This is a genomic window from Alphaproteobacteria bacterium, from assembly GCA_016722515.1.
Lineage (GTDB): Bacteria > Pseudomonadota > Alphaproteobacteria > Rickettsiales > JADKJE01 > JADKJE01.
Genome location: JADKJE010000007.1, coordinates 39,231 through 60,062, shown reverse-complemented (window position 1 = coordinate 60,062; position 20,832 = coordinate 39,231). Strand labels below are relative to the sequence as shown.

Here is a 20,832-nt window from a genome sequence, read left to right as displayed (position 1 = left end):
AAATCGGTTGAACGTAAACAATATAGGCTAAGGATTTGAGGATTCTCAGGGCAGTACAATTTCTAAGTTAACACCTCTAAAAGTTTCAATAGGGGTATCGCCAATCTTGACACAATGGATGTCATAAGCACCTTGACCAATGCAGAAAATTTGGGTGTAGTTTAAGTTCTTTACAAAACCTGTACCGTCCCAACCGTGCAACTCTCATCCTTAAAAGTTCTGTAAGGGCGAGTTATGTAGCTTGGCCACATTCTGTTTCTGCCGTAACCAACTTCAACGAGGTTGTTCAAGTTTGCTCTATTTGACTTGCCGTCAATGGAGAAAACGGACTCGCTTCGGCTTGACCCTGGCCAGCCCTAAAAGCCTGCATAGCTTTGCGAGCTTTGTAGACACCATAGGCTGTGAGGGCTACGCTACCTACAAGCATTGCAACATTAGCAACCAAGGAACAGTTGCCAACGGTGCCCCGACAACGAGGACTAATTTCAACAACAGAGTTGTCAGACAGTTTGGTGTTCAATCTTTACGCAAAACCGGAACTGCTATCAACTCTAACTACCGTAGGGTGTTGAAACTCAGAACCTTGCATAAAAGGTTTTAATACATCCTGTAAACTCTGTTCACAAACAAACTTCGCTGACAACGTAGTTCTTAAAAGGGATTTGTCTTGTATTTACCGTTATCACAAAGCACCCCCACTTGTAATACTCAAACAATCAAACCCCAACATTCCAAGCCTGTCAAACCTCTAGCCACAGACACCGCCATGCTCTATGCAATGGTACTGTTCAGTCGGGTGGTAGACTCCCACATGGTTAAAGTGGCCTTTAGTGCCAAGCAGGATGATACTGTAGGCGGTCTTGGCGGAACCTGCTGAAAGCTCTTGGCAAGAGCTTGGATCTGCCCAGGCCGTGCCTGCTGGTCGAAGAACGGGGCTTCTGGAGCGTCGAGCAACCCTAGTGCGTAGCGAACGAAGCCCCAGCAGTCGAACCCCCTCAGATCCTTTCCCAGGGCTACCCAGCGGGTGCCCAAGGCAGCTTCTATCCTACCATCCACGCAAGCCGGGAAACAGTCGCACGGTGTAAGATTCATTTGGAAATCTTTTGTTAGCAATGTTTGGAAACAGACACTGAACATCAACTTGCGCTAATCCAAAATTAACAGGTCCGATGTGGAAAATCATAGGAATTGGCAGTTGGTATTGTGGATCTTGGTTTGTGGCTAATAAAAACGGCCTAAACTTGACAACAACAGGAGACTTGTCAACCAAAGCCTCTCTTAGATAGTTACTAACCAATTGATCTGGATTTGCAATACTAATCTTCATAACAGGCAGTGTGTCTTTTGCCTTACTGGGAAGATTTACTTTAAAAGGTATTGGCAAAAACGTAACTGTAGAACCTGTTTCCAAAGCTGCTGAAAAAGGTGTGTAGTTGTTTGTTATGAAAATGCTAGGTTGACCAGATCTGGAAACTTCAAGAGTGTCCAAAACTACCGTGTCAGCAGGTGCTACGGCGTAGGCTTCTCTCAAGGCTTCCGATTCTAAATCCATTGCAAAATCCTATCGCTGCTATGGTACGTAATTGGGAATAAGCCACTCTGTGTCAGACAGGCATTGGAGCGTGACTGGCCGCATTCCGCCGAGCGTGAACCCGGACGCATTGTCCCAGATGCCGCTCGTGCCGTAGAGGGTCACGCCTACCGGGATCACGATTAGCAGCGCCGCCACAGACACGAGCGTGTACATCTTCCCTGGCACGCCGCCAGAAAGTGTCGCCACCACGTCCCCGCTGGAGTGCTTGATTAGATCCGCCGTGATCCCGGTGAAATTGTAGCTGGCTGTTTTGGTGACGAATAAATCGGGGCCGGTGGGCGTGAGGTCGCCGGAATTGTTCACGTAGACGGGGCGCGTCCCACCGCCAGAGAACGAACTGTTGCGGAGTGTGCCCAGGTAGGTGATACTCCAATAGTTACGCCAAACTGACCCGGTCCACGTCCAAAACGCCATCCCGCCTGCCGCCGTCATCTGGACCGCGCACGCATTGGCGTATCCGGTCGCCGCGTCTGCCATCAGCACGCCGGGGGCCGCGCCAAACGTGTCGGATCCGGTGCCGATCAGCTTGGCGTCGATGCCGGTCAGGCTTCCGGTCAGGTTGAGTGTGCCGCGAATCCACATCCCGGCAGCGGTACCCCAAACCCGCGCCGCGCTTGCGTCATTGATCGCCCAACACCCCACCGGAGCGCCATCCAGGCCGGTGTCCAGCACGCCCCACGCCCAGATCCCCGATGGGGTCATTCCGATAAATGCCGCCGCTTTGCTTGTTCCGGTCGTCTGGTTGAGCTGCTGGCAGTGATCGGCGCTCTTGAGGCGCATCACAAACGAGCTCGCTCCGCTGGCGTCCCCGATCTTCGCGGATGGCCCCGACAGCACGCCCGTGTATGTCGGGTTGTTTTTGGTCAGGTATGCGCCGAGCACTGTTGCTAGATCAGTGATGTCTTCCGCGACAAGCTGGACCCATGCGCGGACACCTGCGATAGTCTGCAACCACAGCGGAGTGATCCCGCCAGGGTTGCCCAAGCTAGGCTCTGCCCCGACCTGCGTTGCTGTCGTGGCGTGCGGATTCGACCCCGTGATCTGCGAGTGATCGTAAGCTGTTTTCCCGCGATCACCACGGTAGGCGGTTGATGATGTTTCGCCGAGCGCAACAGCACCAATATCTGCCAGCGATGGCATCTTGTGCCGGTGGTCAGCTCGCGAGTAGTTTTCGCTACTGCCGGAATTTGTCGTTCCGAGGTCTTGCGGTGCCGCAGATGACGGCGCTGGCAAATCAATATCTCTTGCAAAACCCTCAGCGTCTAAAGCCGCAAATACTTGATCCGGCCCAACAGATTCGGTAATTCCACCAAGTTTATCCTGAGCAAAAACCCCGTTAAAGATTGAAGCTAAAGGATACTCGTAAAGTCTTTTCAAGATAGGATCAGCCATTTGAAACACCTTCCATTACAGATCCGTTGTCACCAGCCAGCCAAGCCCCATCGTTTCCAATCATTATGGATACTGTTGTAAAACTAGTACGGAAAGGTTGCAAAACCAAGTTTGCTGACGCTTTTCCAAACCAACCGTCAAAATTAAATGTTGGGGGAGCTAAGAACTTACCGACATAAAAACCGGAAGCTGTTGCTGGAATACCGTTAATCAATCCCAAATCTAAATTGTCAGCCGATAGCTTGAAAGGTAAAGCTCCGCAACAACAAGCTCTACTCCACCAAACCAACAACCTAAAGATTCTGGATATATCAGCAGGTTTTGTAGTTACTGTGCAATATGAAAAAACATCTTTTGCAAGATTTGACCTGGACAATAAAAAGTTGTCACTTGCTTCAATTACATCGGAAGAAAACCTATCAAACTTAGAACCTATCTGCAAAGGAAACTCATCTTGTGGCCACAGAGGATTGATTGGGTCTAGCTCGTCTGCTGAAAAGGTAAAGGCTTCCTGCGGCAAGAATCCTTCAAAGTCAAAAGAAACTGACCAAGTGTTTTCGTCTAAAGAACAACGCACTCTGCTAGACGGCCAACCAGACCAAATGTTTCCGCCAATTGTGAAATACAAAGAGTTTTGTTGCGGAGATAACTTCTTCCAGTTGGTGTCATAAAACTCTGCAAAGACTGAGTATTCTTGCAGCGTAAATGAACTTCAAAGATGAGGAAATGTAACAACGGTCGTTTTGCAAAGACCTTGTTCTAGTAACCCTAGTTCTTCCAGACTGGAATGTAGTTGTATTTCCAGTCAGTTTTGGGTTTACGTTAAAGCCGTTTGCGGTTGGCAAAGGCAATGATAATGGCCAAGCTATTGTAGCCATTATCCACCCTGCCTTGTCAAGTTAAAGGTATCTTTCAAAGCGGATGAAAATTCACCGCGACCAGAACGAAGACCTGTAGCCATTTGGGATTCGGCACGTTTAGCTACTTCACCAACAAACACGTCAATTGACTTGCCGTCACTGCTTTGCTTTACATTAACATTGTCATTACCGTAGTTGTAATGTTTACGGTTGGCTTGCCGCCAAACATCGCTGCTGTATCGGCACGGCTTGTAACTCTTGCAGGACCGGAAACAAGCTCAGGGCCAACTTCACCAACAAGACCGATTTGTCCGGCTGGAATGAACCCACCCTTGTCATAGGCACCTGCGTAGTTGATCTCGGCAATGTTTGTGACCACAGATCCAACAGCAGCGGCTACAGCGGCCATTGCAGCAAGGTTGGCCGGGAAAGGTCCACTAGCAGCGGCGTTGGCAATGGCCAGATTCAGCTTGATGGCAGATTCAGCCAGGGCGAAGCCTTTAGCGATCATGAACATGGTTAGGTAAGAACCTTGCATATCATTCTGACGCTTCTCGTCAAGGGCTTCCAAGGCTTCATCACGGCGGCGCTGTTGAGCAACCCGCGCATCACCTTCAAGACCTGTAAGAGACAGGCGCTTTTCGATAGAGGTTTTCTGAGTGTTGTACTCATAGTCGGAGCGCATTTTCATGGCTCCAGCAATATCGCTAAATAAGGATTGTCCGGCAGAAGTAACAGCCGTTGCAGACTTGGCAAGCATTTCCGGCTTGATCGCGCAAATACTGATCGTTTAATGCTTTCATCACTCGGTTACGTTCTTCACCTGTACGGAAAGTTGCATCAACAATAAGCTGCTGTTCGTTCTCGTACTCCATTTGGAGTTTGTCAAACTCAGGCGCGTATTTCATCGACAAATCTTTACCAGCGTCTACAGACTTTTGCCAAGCGTCAGCTTGCTCCTTAATTTGCTTATTCCACTCTTCCCAAGCCTTAGCTTGATCTTCGATAGTTTTATTATCGTTTTCAACCATCGACTTTGTTAAAGAAGGTCTGTACCCAGGCAAATCCTTATCAACACCACCAGGATTAGCAACGCTATAAGCAGCGTAAGAAATGCCTGTTGCGTTTGCAAATGCATCATCGGCAGCTTTTGCTTGTTTTTGTAACTCTTCGGTAATTTGTCTTTCTTGTTCTAAAGCCAGCTTTCTAAGCTGTAGAGCAAGTTGTTCCCTAAGCCCTTTCTTTTGGTATTCTTTCTCAGCTAAAGAAATTTGAGAATTGTACTCAGCGATTGTAATAAGTTTTTGCTTTTCATAATCCGAAATATCTTTAAGCTGAATCCTTAACTTCTCATTTTCAAGATTTATAGAAGCCATCAACTTAGCTTCTTCAACAGCGTCCTTCTTCTTTTGGTCAGCGATTCTTTGTTGAGCGTCGTTGTACTCTTTCAACGATTGTGCCGATTGACCACTAAAATTACCAGTGGTCAAGTAATTTTCTGTAATTCCGTACTTATTAGCCTTTGCATTTTCATTAGCGTAAGGATCTTTTGGAACGTAATAACCACCGCTATATTCGTTAACATCGTACATCGCTCCAGCCGCTGCGCTAGGTACGTCTTTAGTATTTTGTTTAGACGCTTCGCTTCGGCATTAACAACGTCAGTTAATGTTTCAAGAAAACTTGTCCAAACTTCAATAGAACCTTTAACCTTATCCGTATCAACCAAAGATGCTTTCAATCTGCTCCAAGCAGTTTCAGCGTTCTCGGTGGCCGATTCCAAAGTCTGACTAGCTTTAGGCAGCTTTTCAAACTGCGTTACAATTCTGTCAAGGAATTGTTCCGCATTTACACCAGCCTTACGGATACCTTCGGCTGTAGTAGTTCCAAACGCATCGCGCATGGCAACGGTAAGGCGAGGTAAAGAGTTACGCATGATACGCAAGTCTTCTTCGAGAACCTTACCCTTAGAAAGCATTTGGGTAATCTGGTAATTGACTCGCTGGAACTCAGTAGCACCACCACCAGAAAGCGCAACCGCATTTGAAACAGCAGCGATAACCTTTTGCGCTTTAGCACCTTCCATATTCAAAGCACGGAATTGGATGTAGGTTTGTTCCGCTTCCTTCAAGCCAATACCAGGACGCTTGGCAAGCTCGTAAAGATCGTCTGTAGCCTGAGCAGCCTTTACAGCAGATCCTTCAATGTCGGTAAGCGCAACCTTGAACTTCTCCCAAACAGTTGCTTCGGCTACAAGATCTGTGGCCACATTCTTGACAGCGTAGGCAGCAGCAAGTCCAGCAGCGGCATACGGATTGACTGAGGCAATTCCACCAACCGAGAAGCCTTGACCAGCTACAGCACCAACACCAACCCTAAAGCCGCGATTCTGAGCAGCTTGGCTTTGAGCAGCGTCACGCTGTTGCAATCTTAGAGCTTGTTTTGCTTGAGCGTCTTGGTTGCGATAAAATGCTTTTACATGAGCATCTTGCTGCTCGTACTTAATCTTGCTAATTCTAACAGACTCGGACAGCGTTAGCTTTTTCCAAAGCAAGCTGGTCGGCTTGCAGTTTCTTATACAGTTGAACATGGGAATCTCTTGGCCCCATACCTGTATCACGACCTGCCAAAATCTTTTGGTAAGCTACTTTCTCCTTTTGTTGATTTTGCCAAGTTCTGAAATCAGCATCTTCAACGGCTTTTATTTCAGCAAGTTTGTTTCGTGTGCTTTTTGAAATCGCTTGGTTGGCAATTCGTTCTTCTCTAGCCCTTTCAGCAATTCTTTTATCAGCAGCGTCAAACCAATCTCTCGCTAGGTTTGTTTGAGTGTTGTAAAAATTTGCTGAGACGTTTTCAATCTCTTTTACATTTCTTACAACTTTATTTTTTACATCATCAAGGTTCTTGACAACTTGAGCTTCACCAGTTGATTTAACTTCAATGTTTAGCCCAAGATTCTCGCTCATTTTGTCAAGTCCTTAGTGCGTGGTACGTTGTATCCAGGCGCATTAAAATGTCAACTTCCCAAGGGTTCAAGGCTATCTGCATCAATTCTGACCAAGCCTTAACTTCGCTATACGTTAACGGATCTTTCATGTGTAACGCTTGCGCCCAATGAACTAAGTACTGCAACTCTTTTGGGTACTTCGGAAGTCTCGATTCTGGTTTCGCAATTTGCAATCCCAGCTTTTCAATTGTCTTCTTCGCTTGACTGTCGCTCTCCCGGAGTGTAGAAGCTCCCCCTTTTACAGGGGAGTTTAGCTTACACAACGCCTTGTAAAAAACAAAGAGTTGCGTTACTCCTCGACTGGAAAAAAACGAGAGTTGTCAACCATCGCTTCGTCCAGCTTGTCGAGCAGGTAAGGCGCATTGCTCAAAAGCTCAACAGCAGCTTCCTGGGTGAAAGGTTCTTCCAGCGACCAGGACTTGATTGCAGAAGCGGTCAGCTTAATGCCTTCAAGTTCGGAGTCAAAAGATTCCTTCTTTTCACCAACAGCCGCCGCAAACTTGCGGTCGCGGTAAGCGGCCTGAGCCTTGCGGAAAGCTGCGGAGTCGCGACCTTGCAGAATGACAAATTCTGTCGTGTCGGTGCCGTTTGGAAGGGGAAGGAAAACCTTGATCCCCTCTTCGTGCTTTTGGCGCGAGAAAAATTGTGAAGCCCTCATGTTGTCGGATTCCTTGTGATTTTTGCACCGCCGCCTGTGGTCGCATCATAGATGGCCTGGAACGGCATGTTGATGGTGATGGGGCCATCGTCTTTGACAGGAACACGCCCACCCGTGTAACGAATGTTTGGCAGATCCAACGTGAAGGTGTCACTACCGTTGGAAAGCTGAATCGAAAGCGAGCTTGCAGAATCCGCAAGGAACTTGTCAAGCATTGCTGCCGATTCGTAATAGCAAGTGATATTGCCGGAAGCCGAGAATTTTCCCTGCGAAGGACGCAAGGTATCCTTGGAACCAATCACGAAACGACGATCCATCTTGTTATCGAACTTGATGTTGGCTTCCGTAATAACACCAATGACAGAACCGCCTTCTTGCACAACACCAGTGAACGAATCCATTGGCGAAGTTGTGGTTGCAGGTGTCAGCGTTGAAGTTGCAGGAGCCGTAGCGCCAGGAACATAAGTCTTGGCGATGGTGTCAAACGACACAGTTGCAATTCCACTGGTGGGGATTTTTAGATCGCAAGTTGCGAATTCAATTCCTTTAATCAAGTGGTAAGGCTTGTTTCCAGCACCCAAATCACCGAAATAGCGCAGCATGGAAAATGACTTACGGACAGAGCCGTTAACAAGTTCGCCAGTGCTCCAGTCGCTTCCGAAAACAGCGGCCATGAATGTCTCGAAACCAACATCGTTCAAGACTTCCATTCCGAACGAACCGCCGCACTTGTTTTGCGCCATACGCAAATCAGTTACGTTTCGGTCAGAACGAATTTCCGCGCTCTGAATGGTGTCCTTGTCCAAACCAATGTCGAAATCGGTATGGCGAACAGCAATCATCGTTGGACTTGCAGGGATTTCACCGTAAGTCACTTCTTCGATGTAATAGGCGGCGTGTGTTGCTCCATTTGCCATGACTAGGCTCCTCGTTGAATGAAAGCTCTGTAGGGGATGGTTATATCTGTTCTCCAGAAGCCGTCAACCACCCGCCCATCCACCGCCCCAATGGAAAGGACTGCAACCTCTTGACCTTCAAAGGTAAGACGGGAACCAGCAGGCAGAGCGGCCCTGAAAGCGTCTATGGCCTGTAGCCCCTGGGAAGTTCCTTGATCGAGCGGTGTTCGGATGTTGACAAAGAGCACGCCTGTCGCTTGGTCTTGTCCACCGCTTCCCAATGTGGCCACAGAAGGCGGTCTAAGCGAGAACAGCATTTGCGCCCATTTCTCGTTGACTCGGAGCGATGGCATATTTTCAGCAATGATGTTCGCAGCCAAGATTGAAATTGGGCTTGCTTGCAAGATGGTAAATGCGGAAGTTGCAAGAGCTTCGCGAATCTTTTTGTAGCTCATTCTGTTCTCCCACTACCTGTAGTCAGCTTTACAAGGTCACCGCTTTTTCCTGCGATAACTACACGAACCATTCCCATAGGTGCTTGATTGCTTGCCCAACCGTCAAACTCAACACCTTCTGCGTGACGTTCTCTGTTAGTCATAAACAAAGAGCCTTCGCTAGGCCAACGCTCGACAGCAGCTTTCAATTCGGCTTTAGGCTCTGCACCGTCTTTACCAGTTATACGAGTGCTTGAGTCTGCGGAAGGTGCTCCAACCTCGCTATGCCAAGAGCCTTTCAAAGCACCTGTAAGGTGTGGCGTCTTGTCAATGATTTCACCCATTGTGTCAAGCGTCCACTTGTTGCGAATCCTTTTCGCATAAGCAAGCTGTTTTTGAACAGCAGCGTCAAATTGCTGCTCGAACGTGGACATTACACACGCCCTAAAGCATACTGCAAGATGTTCAAACCAGCCGGAGCAACGTGTTTGATTTGAACAATGGTGTACTTAGTGCCTTCAACTTCCATCACATCATCATCGTGCAATTCGACATCACCGCCAAACATAATGCCAACATCAACCTTCATTGTCGATGCGTTGCCGATAATTCTAAAGTCTGAGATCAAACGGCTAAAGTCCGTAATCTTCAAACCTTTGCGTGTGATGGTTGTTGTAGATCCTGTACGCTCACCTTTGACAGGATCATAAACAAACGGCCCTTGCGTTATTGCAACGTCCATTCCGAACTCAGCAATCTTGTCAATTGCAATCTGGTAAACATCGGAATAGACTTCGTGCATTACGCACGCACCGTGCGAATTGTAGAAGTGTAGTATTCCCACTCTTCCAACAAATCATCAATCGCAGGGAAGCTAATATCGCCAGATCCCTTGTAGCTGTCGGCATACTTCAAGTAGATTTGGTCAATCTTAGTTGCCAAGTACTTGTTAGCTCTAGCGGCTGCTGTCAAAGGACCGTTCATGCTTTCCAAAGCCAGAAGCATTTGAGCAGTCTTCAACTTTGCAGGAATCCCGGTCGAAACGGCAGTTCCTTCTTCGTCTGTAATCAGACGTGGAAATGAAAGCCCTTGATCCGCAAATTCAATTTCACCCAAAAAGCGTTTCCGCTCGATGAAATCACAGCCTTTGCGAAGCAAGGGTTCCAGATCGGCCAAAGTGGTCGGGATGGAATACCCTCGATCCGTAGCCCAGGTTTGGAACGCAGCAGCAGACACATAGCTGTCAGCCCCTGCGACCCCTGTACCGTCTTCGACCGTCAGAGCCATCTTAGTCCGCCTTCACGCCAGGAAAGGGCAGGGCGGGTGTTCCTGTGGCCACAGGAGGAGTGTTCTCGGCTTGGATACCGATGGAACCTTCCTTGGGAACTTGGACAGGCGCTGTCGGGTTGATGACAGGAGCCTTGACTTCCTCGGAAGGCTTGGGCTTCTTGGTCACATAGCCTTCTGGAATGAACTCAGGCTTGACAGCAGTTGCCCAGGAGTGCTTAATGACAGCATCACCGTGCAAATGCCTGTTGACAAACTGGTTGGCCTTGACCTTCTCGAACAAAACAACTTCGTCTTCTGTCGGTGCTGGACCGTCGATGAACACAATTACAGATTCCATGTTACCCTCAAGGTTAGTGGTTTTACCAAGTGACTTTCAAATGATCGAAGTAGAATAGATTGCTTGCAGCGTTCCATTGGTACTTCCAAACAACATTAACACCGGAACGAACATCTACCGCAATCTGGCCGTAGGAATGCTCATTTTTGTCACCCCAAAGAGTTGCGCCGTTGAAGGAAGACGAGTATGCAATGTGACCACGAATGGCGCAAGCGGTGGTAGTACCTGACTCCATTCGCATTTGGGTGTTGATGTCAATTGCTTTGTTCTGACCAGCACCAAACGATTGCACTCCGGTCAATTGCGGATTGACCGTGATCTGCTGGACCAAGGTGCCGTTCCAGTACTCGTTAAGGGTCAGGCGTGCGGTAGCTGCTGCGAAGTTAATCCCAGCCATAAACTCTTCGCAAATCATCCTCCGCTTGGTGAAGAAATCACCAATCAACTTAGCAGCAGGCAAGTTGTACGTTGCGAACTGAGTTTCTACCGTAGCGCCCAGGGCTTGATACCCGGAGTTGGCTTCGTACAGGATCGAATCCGAGCCCAATGATCCTAAAGGACTTGACACGCCAATCACTGCCCAACCTCCGGGTAAACAGTGCCTGTGATTCCAGTGACCACAATTCCACGCTTACCTGTTAAGGTATATTCGTCAGGAGCAATTACAGGAGTTCCGTTTGTTGGAACTAAAGCAGAGCCTAAGTTCATCTTAGCTCCAGCAACCTCCGCAAAAAGCTGAATTGTTGCAGTATGACCAGCAGACGCAACTCTAGCCCAGAAAATGAAAGGTCTGGTCGGATCAAGGTTGTCAGAACCTAGCTTGTCCAGATAATACGTTCCATTGGCTGTAATTCCAGCAGACCTTGTGTCAATTTCAACACCTGTCGAATCAATCCACTTTGTAGGCATTGCTCAACCTTTCTTAAAAGTCATTCAGCGGCCCACACCAGCGCCCCCACCCCCACGACCGTGGCGAGGATCAGGGCGGATAGGGGAGGGAGGGGCGGGTCACGCTGGAGTACCCGCATCGGGCGGACCTTGAGGTGAAGCTGCCAGCGCCGCGCATTGGCTTGATGAGGAGCCATGCAACGCAGCTTGTCGAGAGCGCGGAGACATCGCGGTCCAGCTCGACCACGAACGACGAGCACCCGTCACCGCCGGAGCGCTCATTGTATGGATGCTGGAGGTCACATGTCCCCTGCCGGAGACAGCAAGGCGGATATCCATTGCGCTTGCCAGTACGGGAGGCGCGTGCCATCTGCGCCCAAGCTCGTGATCGAAAATCAGACGGAATTTGTCGCCCGTGACGCCGCCTGTGAGCCATGTTTTGAGGCCGGTGAACAGGACGTGTGCGCCGTCTGCGTCGGCGGTGGTGGTGAACGGGATCGACAGCATGCCATTCGCTGTGGCGCGCGTCCCGATGGTCGATGAGCCTACAGCGGCGGTGTCAACGCCAGTCGGTTCGCCGCTTGAAACGGTGTACCACGCTGAGACGGTGTCGTAGTTCTGGATCGCGTTTTCTCTGCTCGCGTATTTCGCATCGAGAATGGACTTGATGACTTCGCCATGCAGTCGCGCTGCCCGCTGACTGAGATGCAATCTGACTGTGCCAGAAGCGTACATCCCCGGCAGCCACTGGCCGGAGCTGTCGCAGGTCAGCCCGACAGGATTGATCCATGCGACATTCGGGATTGTCGCGGCGATGGCGGCGAAAGCTGCGTGCGAGCGGATCAGCATCCCCCGAATCATCTCGTTTTGAGCGTCCGGGAATGCAGGATTGTGGAAGCCGAAGGACCCCCGTCCAAATCACCAGCTCATGCGTGCCGGCGAGGTAGCGGATCATCTCCGAGCATCGGCCAATCATGGCATTCAGCGCGGTGTCGTCACTGCCTTCCGGGAGGGACTGGAGGTCATTGATCGAGAGCCCATTGACGATGGCGACACGCGCGCGCAGAGACGCGATGTCGTACAGGGATTTGCGATCCAGAGCCGCCACCGCCGTGTTGCGCGCTGCGATGGCCGTGGTCGAGTCGCCAGGCTTGCCGCCTTGTCCGAGGTAGCGGTAGTTGGGGCCAAGGTACAGCAAGGGGCAGGCGGCGTAATTTACTTGGAACGTGTTGGTGCCGCTCGCCGGGATTTCTGCCAGGATTGCCGAGCGATCAAAATAGGCGTTGGATGCGTATGACGCGTCCGTGGTTTTGCCGTTGTACCACGTGTCTGTTGAGTCACCGTAGGTCGAGAGGGTGACGGGGCCGTCAATCGCGGCCTGGATGCCGACGCCAGATGGGAGGGAGACGCTGTGAGCAATCACCGCCCCCCGAACTGCACGTCGCCGGAGTTTTCAACAGTTGCTGTGAAAGTGCAAGCAGGGCTAATCTCGACAAGAGCCAACCAAAACTGGTTGCAATCTCCTGCGTCGAATGTGAGCGTTTGGGAAACTGTAGTTGTGCCAGAAATGACAACCGGAGCGCCAAGCATTTTGGAGTCGGTGTTATTCGAGCTTGCCCAAGCCTGGACTTTACAGGAAATTGCACCAACACCAGCCAGCGTTGCGGTAACGGTATGCTTGCCACCCAAAGACGCAGCTACAGCACCGTTGGAGGGTACAGGATTGTTCAAATGCAGTGTCGAAGTTCCCATTTCAAACCTCCAAGATGTAGCCACAAATATAGAAGGGGTACCCCGTTTCCAGAGTACCCCAACCCAGGTTTGCCGCTGTGAGGGCGAAGCGGCGCTGCTGGCTTACTGGAAGTTCGCCAGGACCGCTCCGCAATCCTTGACCGAAGTTGCCTTCTTGGTCCAGTTGGTACCAGTGCCAATCTGTGCAGTTGTCGGGTTGCGTGCAACCGCGCCTGTGTTCCAACCGAAGCCCTTGAGTTCGATGTTGTTGGTCCACTGGCACTGCCAAGTTGTCTTGATGTTTTCCTTGCCGCCAATTTCCTGGAACAACGACCGGAACTCCTGACCAGCTTCAATCTTGACAGCACCAGGGGCCAAGCCAAGGACGTGATACTTGGTTCCGGTCGAGGTGTAGACCAGCGAGGGCAGGTCAGCAACAATGAAAGGCCGTCCGGTCTGGTCGCGCATGAAGTTCACATCGCCAAACTTGAACAGGTTTTGCGCGTTGGTCAGTCCGGCCAACTGCAAATCGTTGAAGGTTTTGGAGTGCATGACCCAGCAAGCAACATTGCCTGCCCGGTCGCCCCAAAGATTGGCCGCATTGGTCAGTCCGGTGAGCGTGGCGGTTCCGGCAGTGCCATCCCAAACCAGAGTCGAACCGACATTGGTGTTAGCGGCAACCAGGGCATTGACGGCGGTTGCAAGGTTGTCAGCAAGCGTCTGTTCCGCAAGCTGTTGGGCAAGCATCGCCATGCCTTCCTTGGGATCCTTGAGAATCCAATCCCACTGGTGTGGGATCAGTTCGACCAAAGGCGTACCCTTGGCGTACTTAATCATCGCAAGGTTGTCCATTTCAAAACGGACAGTGCTCAAATCGGTGTCAGCCGTGATGTCACGATCCTTAACCAATCCAGCAATGGACTTGAAGTAGGACATTTTCTGGAAATCGCCCTGGATGTCAGGTCCAGTTGAAAGCAGCAAACCGCCCATCGAATTTTGATTAAACAGGTCGGCGTTGTAGCTCAACAACTGAGGGTACGCGCCGTACAACAGTTCGTTGAGAATATCCCATGCGGGTGCAGAAGCTGGCCATGCCATGATCGGTGCCTTTCCTTATGATTCTTTTGCGAATCCGGGTGTTCCTTGTTCTTCCAACCACTTCACTGTTTGCGAAGGTGTTGCGTTCTTAGGTAGTTCGCCTACCTTTTTTCCAGAACCACCCCCGGCACCGCCTTGGGAAGATTGACCACCGGAAGCACCGCTACCGGAAGCACGTCCAGCCTGGATCACTGGAGCGAAAAGTTCGTCGGTCTTGAACTCGGTTTTCAGGTCTTCCAGCGACAACGCCGAAGCCTTACCGTCCTTGCCAAGCACGCGCACCAAAGGTACACCGTCAGGAGCTTCAACAACCAGACGGTTCTTCAAATGGGGCAAGAGCAGACCAGCGCGGGTGCCGCCAAGGTCAGCAGCCAGTTCGGAAACGCTCTTATCCAAGAACGCTTGACGAGCGCGGTTGTCGGCTTCCGCAATCTGGTCCTTCAAGGTTTTGATTTGGGCATCCGCAGACCTACGCAAGGCTTCAATTTCCTCGGTAGTCTTGGAACCGTTGGCCTTGGCCAGGGCAATCGCTTCGTCGCGTTCGCGCTTGACGTGCTCAACAGTGCGCTTCAACGCGCCAACATCTTCCGGCTGCGGAGCGCCGTCAAGATCAATGACGTAGCCCTTGGACAGATCGGCAGCGTCCACAGGCTTGTAATGGGATCGGAAGACTTCTTCAACGTCTTCGATTTTTGCAACAGTGTGTTTCAGAGCCATTTGTACCCCCTCTAGGTTCAATCAATTTACACGGAAGTTTGTCAGGTTTTGCTTGCTTGGTTGTCGGATCGTGCGGCTGGACTTCCTGTGGCCACAGGTGGTTCGGGCGGCTTCTCCAACATTCCATTCTTTTTGGCTTGCTCGAATGTCAAGTTGGTAAACCCGGCACGGGTAAACACATCATGAACATCCTCGGAAACCATCAATCCGGCTTGCCATGTTGCCACAATTGCAAGCAGCATTTGGGAAGTCATGGTTGTCATGTCGAAGTCAGTGGCAAGCTCGAATTTGATTTCAGCGTTTGTGCCAGCAAATTTCTGAGCAAATTCAAATGCTTTACGCAATCCAGCAGAAGTGTTACGAGCAGCGGCGGCAAGCGTCGAAACTTCTGTAACTTTATCGCCTGTGACTTCGGTGGCGGTCTTAGCAACACCAGATTCACGGATAATACGAGCACCCAAAGCAATCATTTGAGCTTCTTTTTTGGTCCATCGCTTCTTTGACCATGCCGTTTGATTGCGCTTGCAGTAAGCCAGCAGCACCACCAGGAGGAAGAGGCAATCCACCACGCGAACCAACGCGAACACCGTCCGGCAAAAAGTCGTCAGCAAAACCTTTATCTATGCCAGCGTACCAAAGCATAGGCTGGCCAACCATGAAACAGGCTTCTTCATAGTCAGCACTGTTAACATAGTGCGAGATATTCAAAGACGCCATGTCATACATGGGAGCATCATCAACAGTTGAATCATTTTCCTTAATGCCAATGAAGACAAAAGGAATTTCGTCGAAAGGTTCGCCTTTATGGTTTAGCGGAGTTGTAGCAGGAGATTCAACACTTTCCCAATCTCTGTATACTTGAACTGTGTAGATGTTATTACGCAAGCGAAGCACGCGATATTGGTATCGGTATTCTGCAACAAATTCATCGTTGCTATCGACCAAAACTTGTTCGCGCAAGACAACCAGCGAAAGCAGTGTTCTTGCACCACGCTGGATTGTTCTCCAGTTGACAACATCAACAGCGTTGTAACGCTTCAAGGTTGGCCGCGCAACCCCGTCAGTTACATCCTTAACGGAATAGCCTTTTTCAAATTTTGGAAAGTCAATCCAGATACCGCAGCGGCCAAACGAAACCACGTCACCAGTAATGCCTTTTGCAAACTGCTCAAGGTTAGCACCAGTACCTGTAGGATCGTCCTTCAAATAGCTCAACTCGGCAGGAAATTCCTGAGCAGGTTGTTTGTTGAAAACCTGACCAACAAAACCCGCAAGAGTTCGTGCAGTTGCGTTGTAGAGCTTGGCCCTTTGGATGTAGACTTTGTACCGTTCGTCGTAACGCTTTTTGTCACGTTCGGTATTTTCTAAAGGAAGGTATAATTGCTTTCTAAACTTGACAGCAATCTCGCCTTCCAAAACATCTTTGATAAGACTCCACTTTTGCAAGTTTTTGGTATAGTCAGGATGCTGTGAAGAGTATGCGGAGCCTGTGACGGACATATCAACCTCGGTTATGAAACAGCCAAGACCCCTGGCCGGAACGAAGCGGCAAGAACCCTATAACGGGTTTCATCATAAATATGGTCAGGACTGTTGGTATCTACATCGTCCAAGTCATCTTCATCCCTCGGAATGGTCGGAAGTAGCTTCAAAGCAGCCTTACAATTGCTCATAACGTACAAAGCAGGCGCTTCACCAGTCTTTGCGTTGTCAACCATTTGGCGCGTAACTTCAAGACCAATCTTGCGAGATCCTTTACTCTTATCAGATTTAGTCCAACGAATCCCTTTACTAGCAAATTCTGTGGCTATAGTTGGCGTTCCTGGAAGGACAACATTGTCAATTTGGTTATCCGCAGGTCCAGGTTGCACTTTGCTATTGATCCAGCCAAGCTCTTTCAGCTTCTTTTCAATAAGGATTATTTCATCAGCAATGCGGCTAGGTGGCAAACGAAGTCCAGTATTAACACCAGCTTCTAAGTTTTCTGCACCGTACAACTCATAAATACGGAACAAAGATCCTTTTACAGGTGCCCATTTCTGGCCATTTTGAAGCGTAACTTCCTCGCCGTTTGCTTCTGCCCACCAACCAACGCTGAATGGATGTGAAGATCCCCAGTCAAAAGACCTATCTACGCGCCAATTTGACGGGATTACAAACCTTGGAACCGTGTTAGCCGATGTCCAAACATCGTCAAGCGCACCACCGGATGTAATTGACCAGTCGCCAAGCAGCCAAGCACGGCGCTTGTTTTCGTCTTTAATGCTTTCTAGGTAAGCAATATACTCTGGAGCTAGGTAAATGTTCTCTTTGTAAGAGCAGAAAAGGCTACAGATTGTGCGCTTAATTTGCTCACGTTTTTTGGTTCTAGGGTTAAACACTTCGCGCCAAATTACCTGCAACTCGCCTGGGGCCACAGGATCAATGAACTTAGTCTTGACCCAGTTATGTCCAGGGCCTAGCGGGTTTGTGGTAGAAACCACCCGCAAAGGCATTTCTGGAATACCACTACCGACAGGTGGCAAGAACGAAGAACGGTTGCAAGAAAGCATATCTTCGTAAAGCGAATTGTCAGGATACTTTGTAAGTTCGTTCCAGCCAATAAAAGGATACTCTTGACCGTGGAAGTTAGAGTATTCGTCTTTGGTTCTTAGCTGTCGAAACAGCAGTTCTTCACCAGTAGGCCAAACCCACTTGTAATCCTTGTTACTTGCTTTCCATTCCGCACCATCGTTCAAAGAGCCAAAGTAACGCTTGGATTTGGTTATCAAGTCGTCAAGATTCTTGTAAGCACGGTCAAAAATGACACCGCGCCAATGCGATCCGTAGCCTTGACCAACGTGTTTGCGGAAACAAGCTAACTGAATTTCGGACTTGCCAGGGCCGCGAGTGCCTTCCAAAAGCAATTCGTTAGCAGGACAGGTTAACGCCAACTCTTGCATACCAGGAAGCGGCTTCCATACAACGCGATAACCGTTGACAATTTCGCCTACGTTAGGTGTAACGTCAAGCACCAATGCTATCCTTTAGTTCTTTTTGCGAAGCCTTTGCGCGTTTTTCCCAATCAGTTTCACTTTCAATTGCACTTGGCATTACCATCACGTTACCGCGAACAACCTCACCTTGGTTACGGTTATCCTTAGCACGCAATAACAAATCCATCAATTGCTTAGTTGCGGTGTTTCTTGCCGCAGCATTACCCGAAGGTCCACAGTTTGTTGCTTCACGCAAAAGCATAGTGAAAACAACTTTGTCAGAGTCTTCCTGGTTGATAAGCTCCAACATACATTCTTTAATCAAACGCTTTACAGCAGGTTCGCCCATAAGCACCCGCGCAACCTTCTCAGCAGGGGACCACCTTTCATAAGGTGTCTTTACGTTAAGGTATCCAAGCCTTGTACTAGCTTCAACAGCGTCAAAATCGTAAAGGTATTCACGAACAAAGGTTGTCCGTAAAACACGCTCCTCTTTAGGCATTTGCCCTAAGATGGAGATTGAAGACAACATTATGAAGTCTCTTGGCCCCAAATGTTGATCTGCCGATAAGACTCTAATTTCGTCTGTTACTTCAACAGGCTCTATTACATCATCGTCGTTGACCGCAACAACATCCTTTGCACCCTTAGCGGAGCTTTGGGTTTTCAAGGCAAGCGGTGTCTCAAATGGATTTTTGAGCGGTGTTTTGGGCTTTTCGGCCCCGACCGCCCAAGCCGGAGTCTGTAAATTCATGCCCTTAATATACCACGGGAGTTTATACCCGACTTGGCCTGTATCTTTTCCGACATGGACCAGCACACCGAACTTACCGACCGCCTATCCACCCTGGAAACCAAGATGGATGGAGTACAGGAAACAATTTCGGAATCAAAAGGCATCATCAAAGCGGGTGTTTTGTTCATGGGGGTTATGAACGCTTTGCTGCTACCAATTGCGGTTTGGCAATTGACAAGCACTGTGGCCACAAGAGAGACGAACGCTGTCCAGGACACGAGATTGTTAGTTCTGGAAAAGACTTGTGAAGATCGCAGAAGCGCAAACGCACCGCTACTAGAACTTGCGGTTAAGCCTGACAAAGAACCAACACCTGCCAAAGATAAAATTCGCCCAGCAACATCACCCCTGGCTTGGCGTAGCGAGGATGAACAGTGAACCTCGACAGATTCCCACTCGGACGGCCAAGAGTTGAGCTTCCCCCAGGGCGACCAAAGTACCCCTTTATCCTGGTTGCCGACTTCGTGTACCTGTGGCCTGGATACGGCAAATGGGCACCCCTGGACATTGCGGTCCCAGCAGGGTACCAGACAGACCTACTCTCGATCCCGCGCCCACTGTGGCCTATCCTGTCGCCGTTCGGCCAAGGTGTCTGGGGTGCCTTTCCCCATGACTTGCTCTACGGCACCCGCTTTTCCTTACCGGACCAGGACGAAGGCGATGCGCGTGCTATGGCCGACCAAATCCTGTTTGACGCCGCTGTAGATTCTGGAGCTTCGCGCTTTCGCGCAAACCTTCTTTTCAGTGGCGTTCGCGTTGGCGGTAAAGGCGCTTGGAACGACGGATCTGCCGAAGAAGCGTCTGACGATCTGCAAGCAATGGTTGAAGCAACTGATCGCTGGAACCAGAAAAAGATTTTCTTAGCGTAAAAGTTTCTTGCCAGACTGTAGGTTTATACTTAACTTCCCTTTAGCACAAGGGAGGGCTTCCAGTTGCGCGAAGAAACACCACAGATTGCAGAGCACGCTTTTGGTACGAAGTGTGAACAACGTGCAGTTGTTAAAGATCCTGAATTTGCAATCATGCTTGGTCTTCGCCGCTATGGTTGGATGACTTATGAACAGTGCCGGATTCGGGTGTTTAGCTGGAACGCAGACTACGCCAACGAGCCAAGCCCTAAGCACCGCTATGCGGTGCTAAACGCAATTTTTGAGCTTGAAGAACTTGGCTTGGTTGAAGTTCTTGTAAGCAATGAAAACCTTGTGCTTGGCGAGTTCTGCAAGCATCACGGAATTTTGCAAGTTCGCTTACTTGAGAAACGATTAACCAAACGATACGAACAAACCGACAACAAAGGGGTTGATTCCGATGACAAAACCGACAATGCTGACCGCTTCGTTGGGCTACAGTGAAGCTGTGGCCACAATTGAAGAAATGGAATCCAAGAAGGAAGAGTACGTTAGCGATGGCCAAATCCTAACCGAAAACCTGGACCTTGAGTCTAGAGTTATTTTGGCACTTAGCCATGCAGAGACTGATTGCAACATGGCGATCATGGCTGGAAACTTCATCAAAGCACTACGGGAAGAAGGTGTTGTTATCTCGGTGAAGAAGCCATGAACTTTTGCAATTCTTGTCGTAAAGCGTCAAGGTGTACCGAAGAAACTAAAACTAGCAATAAAAACGGAAAGCTGTGCGTAGAAGGAACTGGGTGGTTTTATTGCCCTAACACCAACAAAGACATTTGGGAGTTGGAAAAAAAGATTGAGGATTTGAAAATCAAGCTAAAGGCTGCTACAGACGGTATAAAAACATGACAACCGCTTTAGTCCTAACCGCGATCAACAGCGGTGATGCAACAACGGTTGAAGGCATCCGGCTGCGTTTGCACGTTGCAGGTGTTAAAGTTCCAGACCTACAGAACATCCTTGATGGATTGCTCTTTGTAGGTACCGTCAAGCGGTCACACGCACCGAACATGAACGGGATGGTGTACGAGCTTACGGAACAGCGCAAGTGGGAACCGGAAGGTACCGCAGAGATTGTCAGGACCAGGGCTGCACATCCTGAGCGTAAGCTAGACTGGAAGACTACTTTTGAAACGTGGGTAGCTTTACCTGTTTGCAAAGCTACCGAGAAAACAAGTCTTAATTTGTTGAAAGAGTTGAGGTAAGTTTGAAGTCACGCCACAGAACAAGCCTAAGTCTGAGCCTAAGAAG

The 20,832-nt window shown here is 49.5% G+C and carries 30 protein-coding genes; 6 read left to right on the top strand and 24 right to left on the bottom strand.

Annotated elements, in window-relative coordinates; genetic code table 11:
* Positions 1 to 667 precede the first annotated feature (667 nt).
* On the top strand, positions 668 to 877 hold the full coding sequence (locus IPP74_13415) for a hypothetical protein (protein MBL0320269.1): 210 nt from the start codon (positions 668 to 670) through the stop codon (positions 875 to 877).
* A 168-nt stretch (positions 878 to 1,045) separates the two neighbouring features.
* Here IPP74_13415 and IPP74_13410 read toward each other — a convergent pair whose 3' ends face one another.
* From IPP74_13410 to IPP74_13295, 24 genes are all read right to left on the bottom strand, one after another.
* Positions 1,046 to 1,552 carry a DUF1833 family protein gene (locus tag IPP74_13410; GenBank protein ID MBL0320268.1) on the bottom strand — a complete coding sequence of 169 codons (507 nt, stop codon included), beginning with the start codon at positions 1,550 to 1,552 and terminating at the stop codon, positions 1,046 to 1,048.
* An 18-nt stretch (positions 1,553 to 1,570) separates the two neighbouring features.
* A complete protein-coding gene (locus IPP74_13405; GenBank protein MBL0320267.1) occupies positions 1,571 to 2,986 on the bottom strand; it encodes a hypothetical protein in 1,416 nt (471 codons plus the stop codon).
* The gene (locus IPP74_13400; GenBank protein ID MBL0320266.1) at positions 2,979 to 3,506 is read right to left on the bottom strand and encodes a hypothetical protein; all 528 of its coding nucleotides are present in this window, start codon (positions 3,504 to 3,506) and stop codon (positions 2,979 to 2,981) included. Before IPP74_13400 ends, IPP74_13405 begins: the two co-directional genes overlap by 8 nt.
* Positions 3,507 to 4,015: 509 nt before the next feature.
* Complete coding sequence (locus tag IPP74_13395) at positions 4,016 to 4,606, bottom strand: hypothetical protein (protein ID MBL0320265.1); 591 nt, start codon at positions 4,604 to 4,606, stop codon at positions 4,016 to 4,018.
* Positions 4,554 to 5,336, bottom strand: a complete 783-nt coding sequence (locus IPP74_13390) for a hypothetical protein (protein ID MBL0320264.1) — start codon at positions 5,334 to 5,336, stop codon at positions 4,554 to 4,556. Before IPP74_13390 ends, IPP74_13395 begins: the two co-directional genes overlap by 53 nt.
* Positions 5,333 to 6,400, bottom strand: coding sequence for a tape measure protein (locus IPP74_13385; GenBank protein MBL0320263.1), 1,068 nt, complete (start codon positions 6,398 to 6,400; stop codon positions 5,333 to 5,335). Before IPP74_13385 ends, IPP74_13390 begins: the two co-directional genes overlap by 4 nt.
* Positions 6,363 to 6,812, bottom strand: coding sequence for a hypothetical protein (locus IPP74_13380; protein MBL0320262.1), 450 nt, complete (start codon positions 6,810 to 6,812; stop codon positions 6,363 to 6,365). Before IPP74_13380 ends, IPP74_13385 begins: the two co-directional genes overlap by 38 nt.
* Positions 6,813 to 7,142: 330 nt before the next feature.
* On the bottom strand, positions 7,143 to 7,511 hold the full coding sequence (locus IPP74_13375; GenBank protein MBL0320261.1) for a hypothetical protein: 369 nt from the start codon (positions 7,509 to 7,511) through the stop codon (positions 7,143 to 7,145).
* Complete coding sequence (locus IPP74_13370; protein MBL0320260.1) at positions 7,508 to 8,428, bottom strand: hypothetical protein; 921 nt, start codon at positions 8,426 to 8,428, stop codon at positions 7,508 to 7,510. The genes IPP74_13375 and IPP74_13370 overlap by 4 nt, the downstream gene beginning before the upstream one ends.
* Positions 8,429 to 8,430: 2 nt before the next feature.
* Complete coding sequence (locus tag IPP74_13365) at positions 8,431 to 8,862, bottom strand: hypothetical protein (protein MBL0320259.1); 432 nt, start codon at positions 8,860 to 8,862, stop codon at positions 8,431 to 8,433.
* On the bottom strand, positions 8,859 to 9,275 hold the full coding sequence (locus IPP74_13360) for a hypothetical protein (GenBank protein MBL0320258.1): 417 nt from the start codon (positions 9,273 to 9,275) through the stop codon (positions 8,859 to 8,861). The genes IPP74_13365 and IPP74_13360 overlap by 4 nt, the downstream gene beginning before the upstream one ends.
* Positions 9,275 to 9,643 carry a hypothetical protein gene (locus IPP74_13355; protein ID MBL0320257.1) on the bottom strand — a complete coding sequence of 123 codons (369 nt, stop codon included), beginning with the start codon at positions 9,641 to 9,643 and terminating at the stop codon, positions 9,275 to 9,277. Before IPP74_13355 ends, IPP74_13360 begins: the two co-directional genes overlap by 1 nt.
* On the bottom strand, positions 9,643 to 10,128 hold the full coding sequence (locus tag IPP74_13350) for a hypothetical protein (GenBank protein ID MBL0320256.1): 486 nt from the start codon (positions 10,126 to 10,128) through the stop codon (positions 9,643 to 9,645). The genes IPP74_13355 and IPP74_13350 overlap by 1 nt, the downstream gene beginning before the upstream one ends.
* A gap of 1 nt (position 10,129) precedes the next feature.
* Entirely contained in the window at positions 10,130 to 10,468 is a 339-nt protein-coding gene (locus IPP74_13345) for a hypothetical protein (protein MBL0320255.1), read from the bottom strand.
* A gap of 22 nt (positions 10,469 to 10,490) precedes the next feature.
* A complete protein-coding gene (locus tag IPP74_13340; GenBank protein ID MBL0320254.1) occupies positions 10,491 to 11,045 on the bottom strand; it encodes a hypothetical protein in 555 nt (184 codons plus the stop codon).
* Complete coding sequence (locus IPP74_13335; protein MBL0320253.1) at positions 11,042 to 11,377, bottom strand: hypothetical protein; 336 nt, start codon at positions 11,375 to 11,377, stop codon at positions 11,042 to 11,044. Before IPP74_13335 ends, IPP74_13340 begins: the two co-directional genes overlap by 4 nt.
* Positions 11,378 to 11,476: 99 nt before the next feature.
* A complete protein-coding gene (locus IPP74_13330; GenBank protein ID MBL0320252.1) occupies positions 11,477 to 12,205 on the bottom strand; it encodes a hypothetical protein in 729 nt (242 codons plus the stop codon).
* A gap of 570 nt (positions 12,206 to 12,775) precedes the next feature.
* Positions 12,776 to 13,108, bottom strand: coding sequence for a hypothetical protein (locus tag IPP74_13325; GenBank protein ID MBL0320251.1), 333 nt, complete (start codon positions 13,106 to 13,108; stop codon positions 12,776 to 12,778).
* Between the two features lie 102 nt (positions 13,109 to 13,210).
* Positions 13,211 to 14,185 (bottom strand): hypothetical protein, encoded by a 975-nt coding sequence (locus tag IPP74_13320; protein ID MBL0320250.1) that lies wholly within the window; start codon positions 14,183 to 14,185, stop codon positions 13,211 to 13,213.
* Positions 14,186 to 14,200: 15 nt separating this feature from the next.
* Entirely contained in the window at positions 14,201 to 14,902 is a 702-nt protein-coding gene (locus IPP74_13315; protein MBL0320249.1) for a hypothetical protein, read from the bottom strand.
* A 41-nt stretch (positions 14,903 to 14,943) separates the two neighbouring features.
* Complete coding sequence (locus IPP74_13310; GenBank protein MBL0320248.1) at positions 14,944 to 15,444, bottom strand: DUF4055 domain-containing protein; 501 nt, start codon at positions 15,442 to 15,444, stop codon at positions 14,944 to 14,946.
* On the bottom strand, positions 15,341 to 16,402 hold the full coding sequence (locus IPP74_13305) for a DUF4055 domain-containing protein (protein MBL0320247.1): 1,062 nt from the start codon (positions 16,400 to 16,402) through the stop codon (positions 15,341 to 15,343). The genes IPP74_13310 and IPP74_13305 overlap by 104 nt, the downstream gene beginning before the upstream one ends.
* Positions 16,403 to 16,413: 11 nt before the next feature.
* Positions 16,414 to 17,844 carry a terminase gene (locus tag IPP74_13300; protein MBL0320246.1) on the bottom strand — a complete coding sequence of 477 codons (1,431 nt, stop codon included), beginning with the start codon at positions 17,842 to 17,844 and terminating at the stop codon, positions 16,414 to 16,416.
* 64 nt (positions 17,845 to 17,908) lie between these two features.
* The gene (locus IPP74_13295; protein MBL0320245.1) at positions 17,909 to 18,631 is read right to left on the bottom strand and encodes a hypothetical protein; all 723 of its coding nucleotides are present in this window, start codon (positions 18,629 to 18,631) and stop codon (positions 17,909 to 17,911) included.
* A gap of 54 nt (positions 18,632 to 18,685) precedes the next feature.
* Here IPP74_13295 and IPP74_13290 point away from each other — a divergent pair, with 54 nt between their 5' ends.
* The 5 genes from IPP74_13290 to IPP74_13270 all read left to right on the top strand — a co-directional run bounded on the left by IPP74_13290 (position 18,686) and on the right by IPP74_13270 (position 20,786).
* On the top strand, positions 18,686 to 19,051 hold the full coding sequence (locus tag IPP74_13290; GenBank protein MBL0320244.1) for a hypothetical protein: 366 nt from the start codon (positions 18,686 to 18,688) through the stop codon (positions 19,049 to 19,051).
* Positions 19,048 to 19,542 carry a DUF1353 domain-containing protein gene (locus IPP74_13285; GenBank protein ID MBL0320243.1) on the top strand — a complete coding sequence of 165 codons (495 nt, stop codon included), beginning with the start codon at positions 19,048 to 19,050 and terminating at the stop codon, positions 19,540 to 19,542. The genes IPP74_13290 and IPP74_13285 overlap by 4 nt, the downstream gene beginning before the upstream one ends.
* A gap of 63 nt (positions 19,543 to 19,605) precedes the next feature.
* Positions 19,606 to 20,025: a hypothetical protein gene (locus IPP74_13280; GenBank protein ID MBL0320242.1), complete on the top strand. Its 420-nt coding sequence runs from the start codon at positions 19,606 to 19,608 to the stop codon at positions 20,023 to 20,025.
* Positions 19,982 to 20,233 (top strand): hypothetical protein, encoded by a 252-nt coding sequence (locus tag IPP74_13275; protein MBL0320241.1) that lies wholly within the window; start codon positions 19,982 to 19,984, stop codon positions 20,231 to 20,233. The genes IPP74_13280 and IPP74_13275 overlap by 44 nt, the downstream gene beginning before the upstream one ends.
* Before the next feature lie 193 nt (positions 20,234 to 20,426).
* Positions 20,427 to 20,786, top strand: coding sequence for a hypothetical protein (locus IPP74_13270; GenBank protein MBL0320240.1), 360 nt, complete (start codon positions 20,427 to 20,429; stop codon positions 20,784 to 20,786).
* The last annotated feature ends 46 nt before the right edge of the window (positions 20,787 to 20,832 follow it).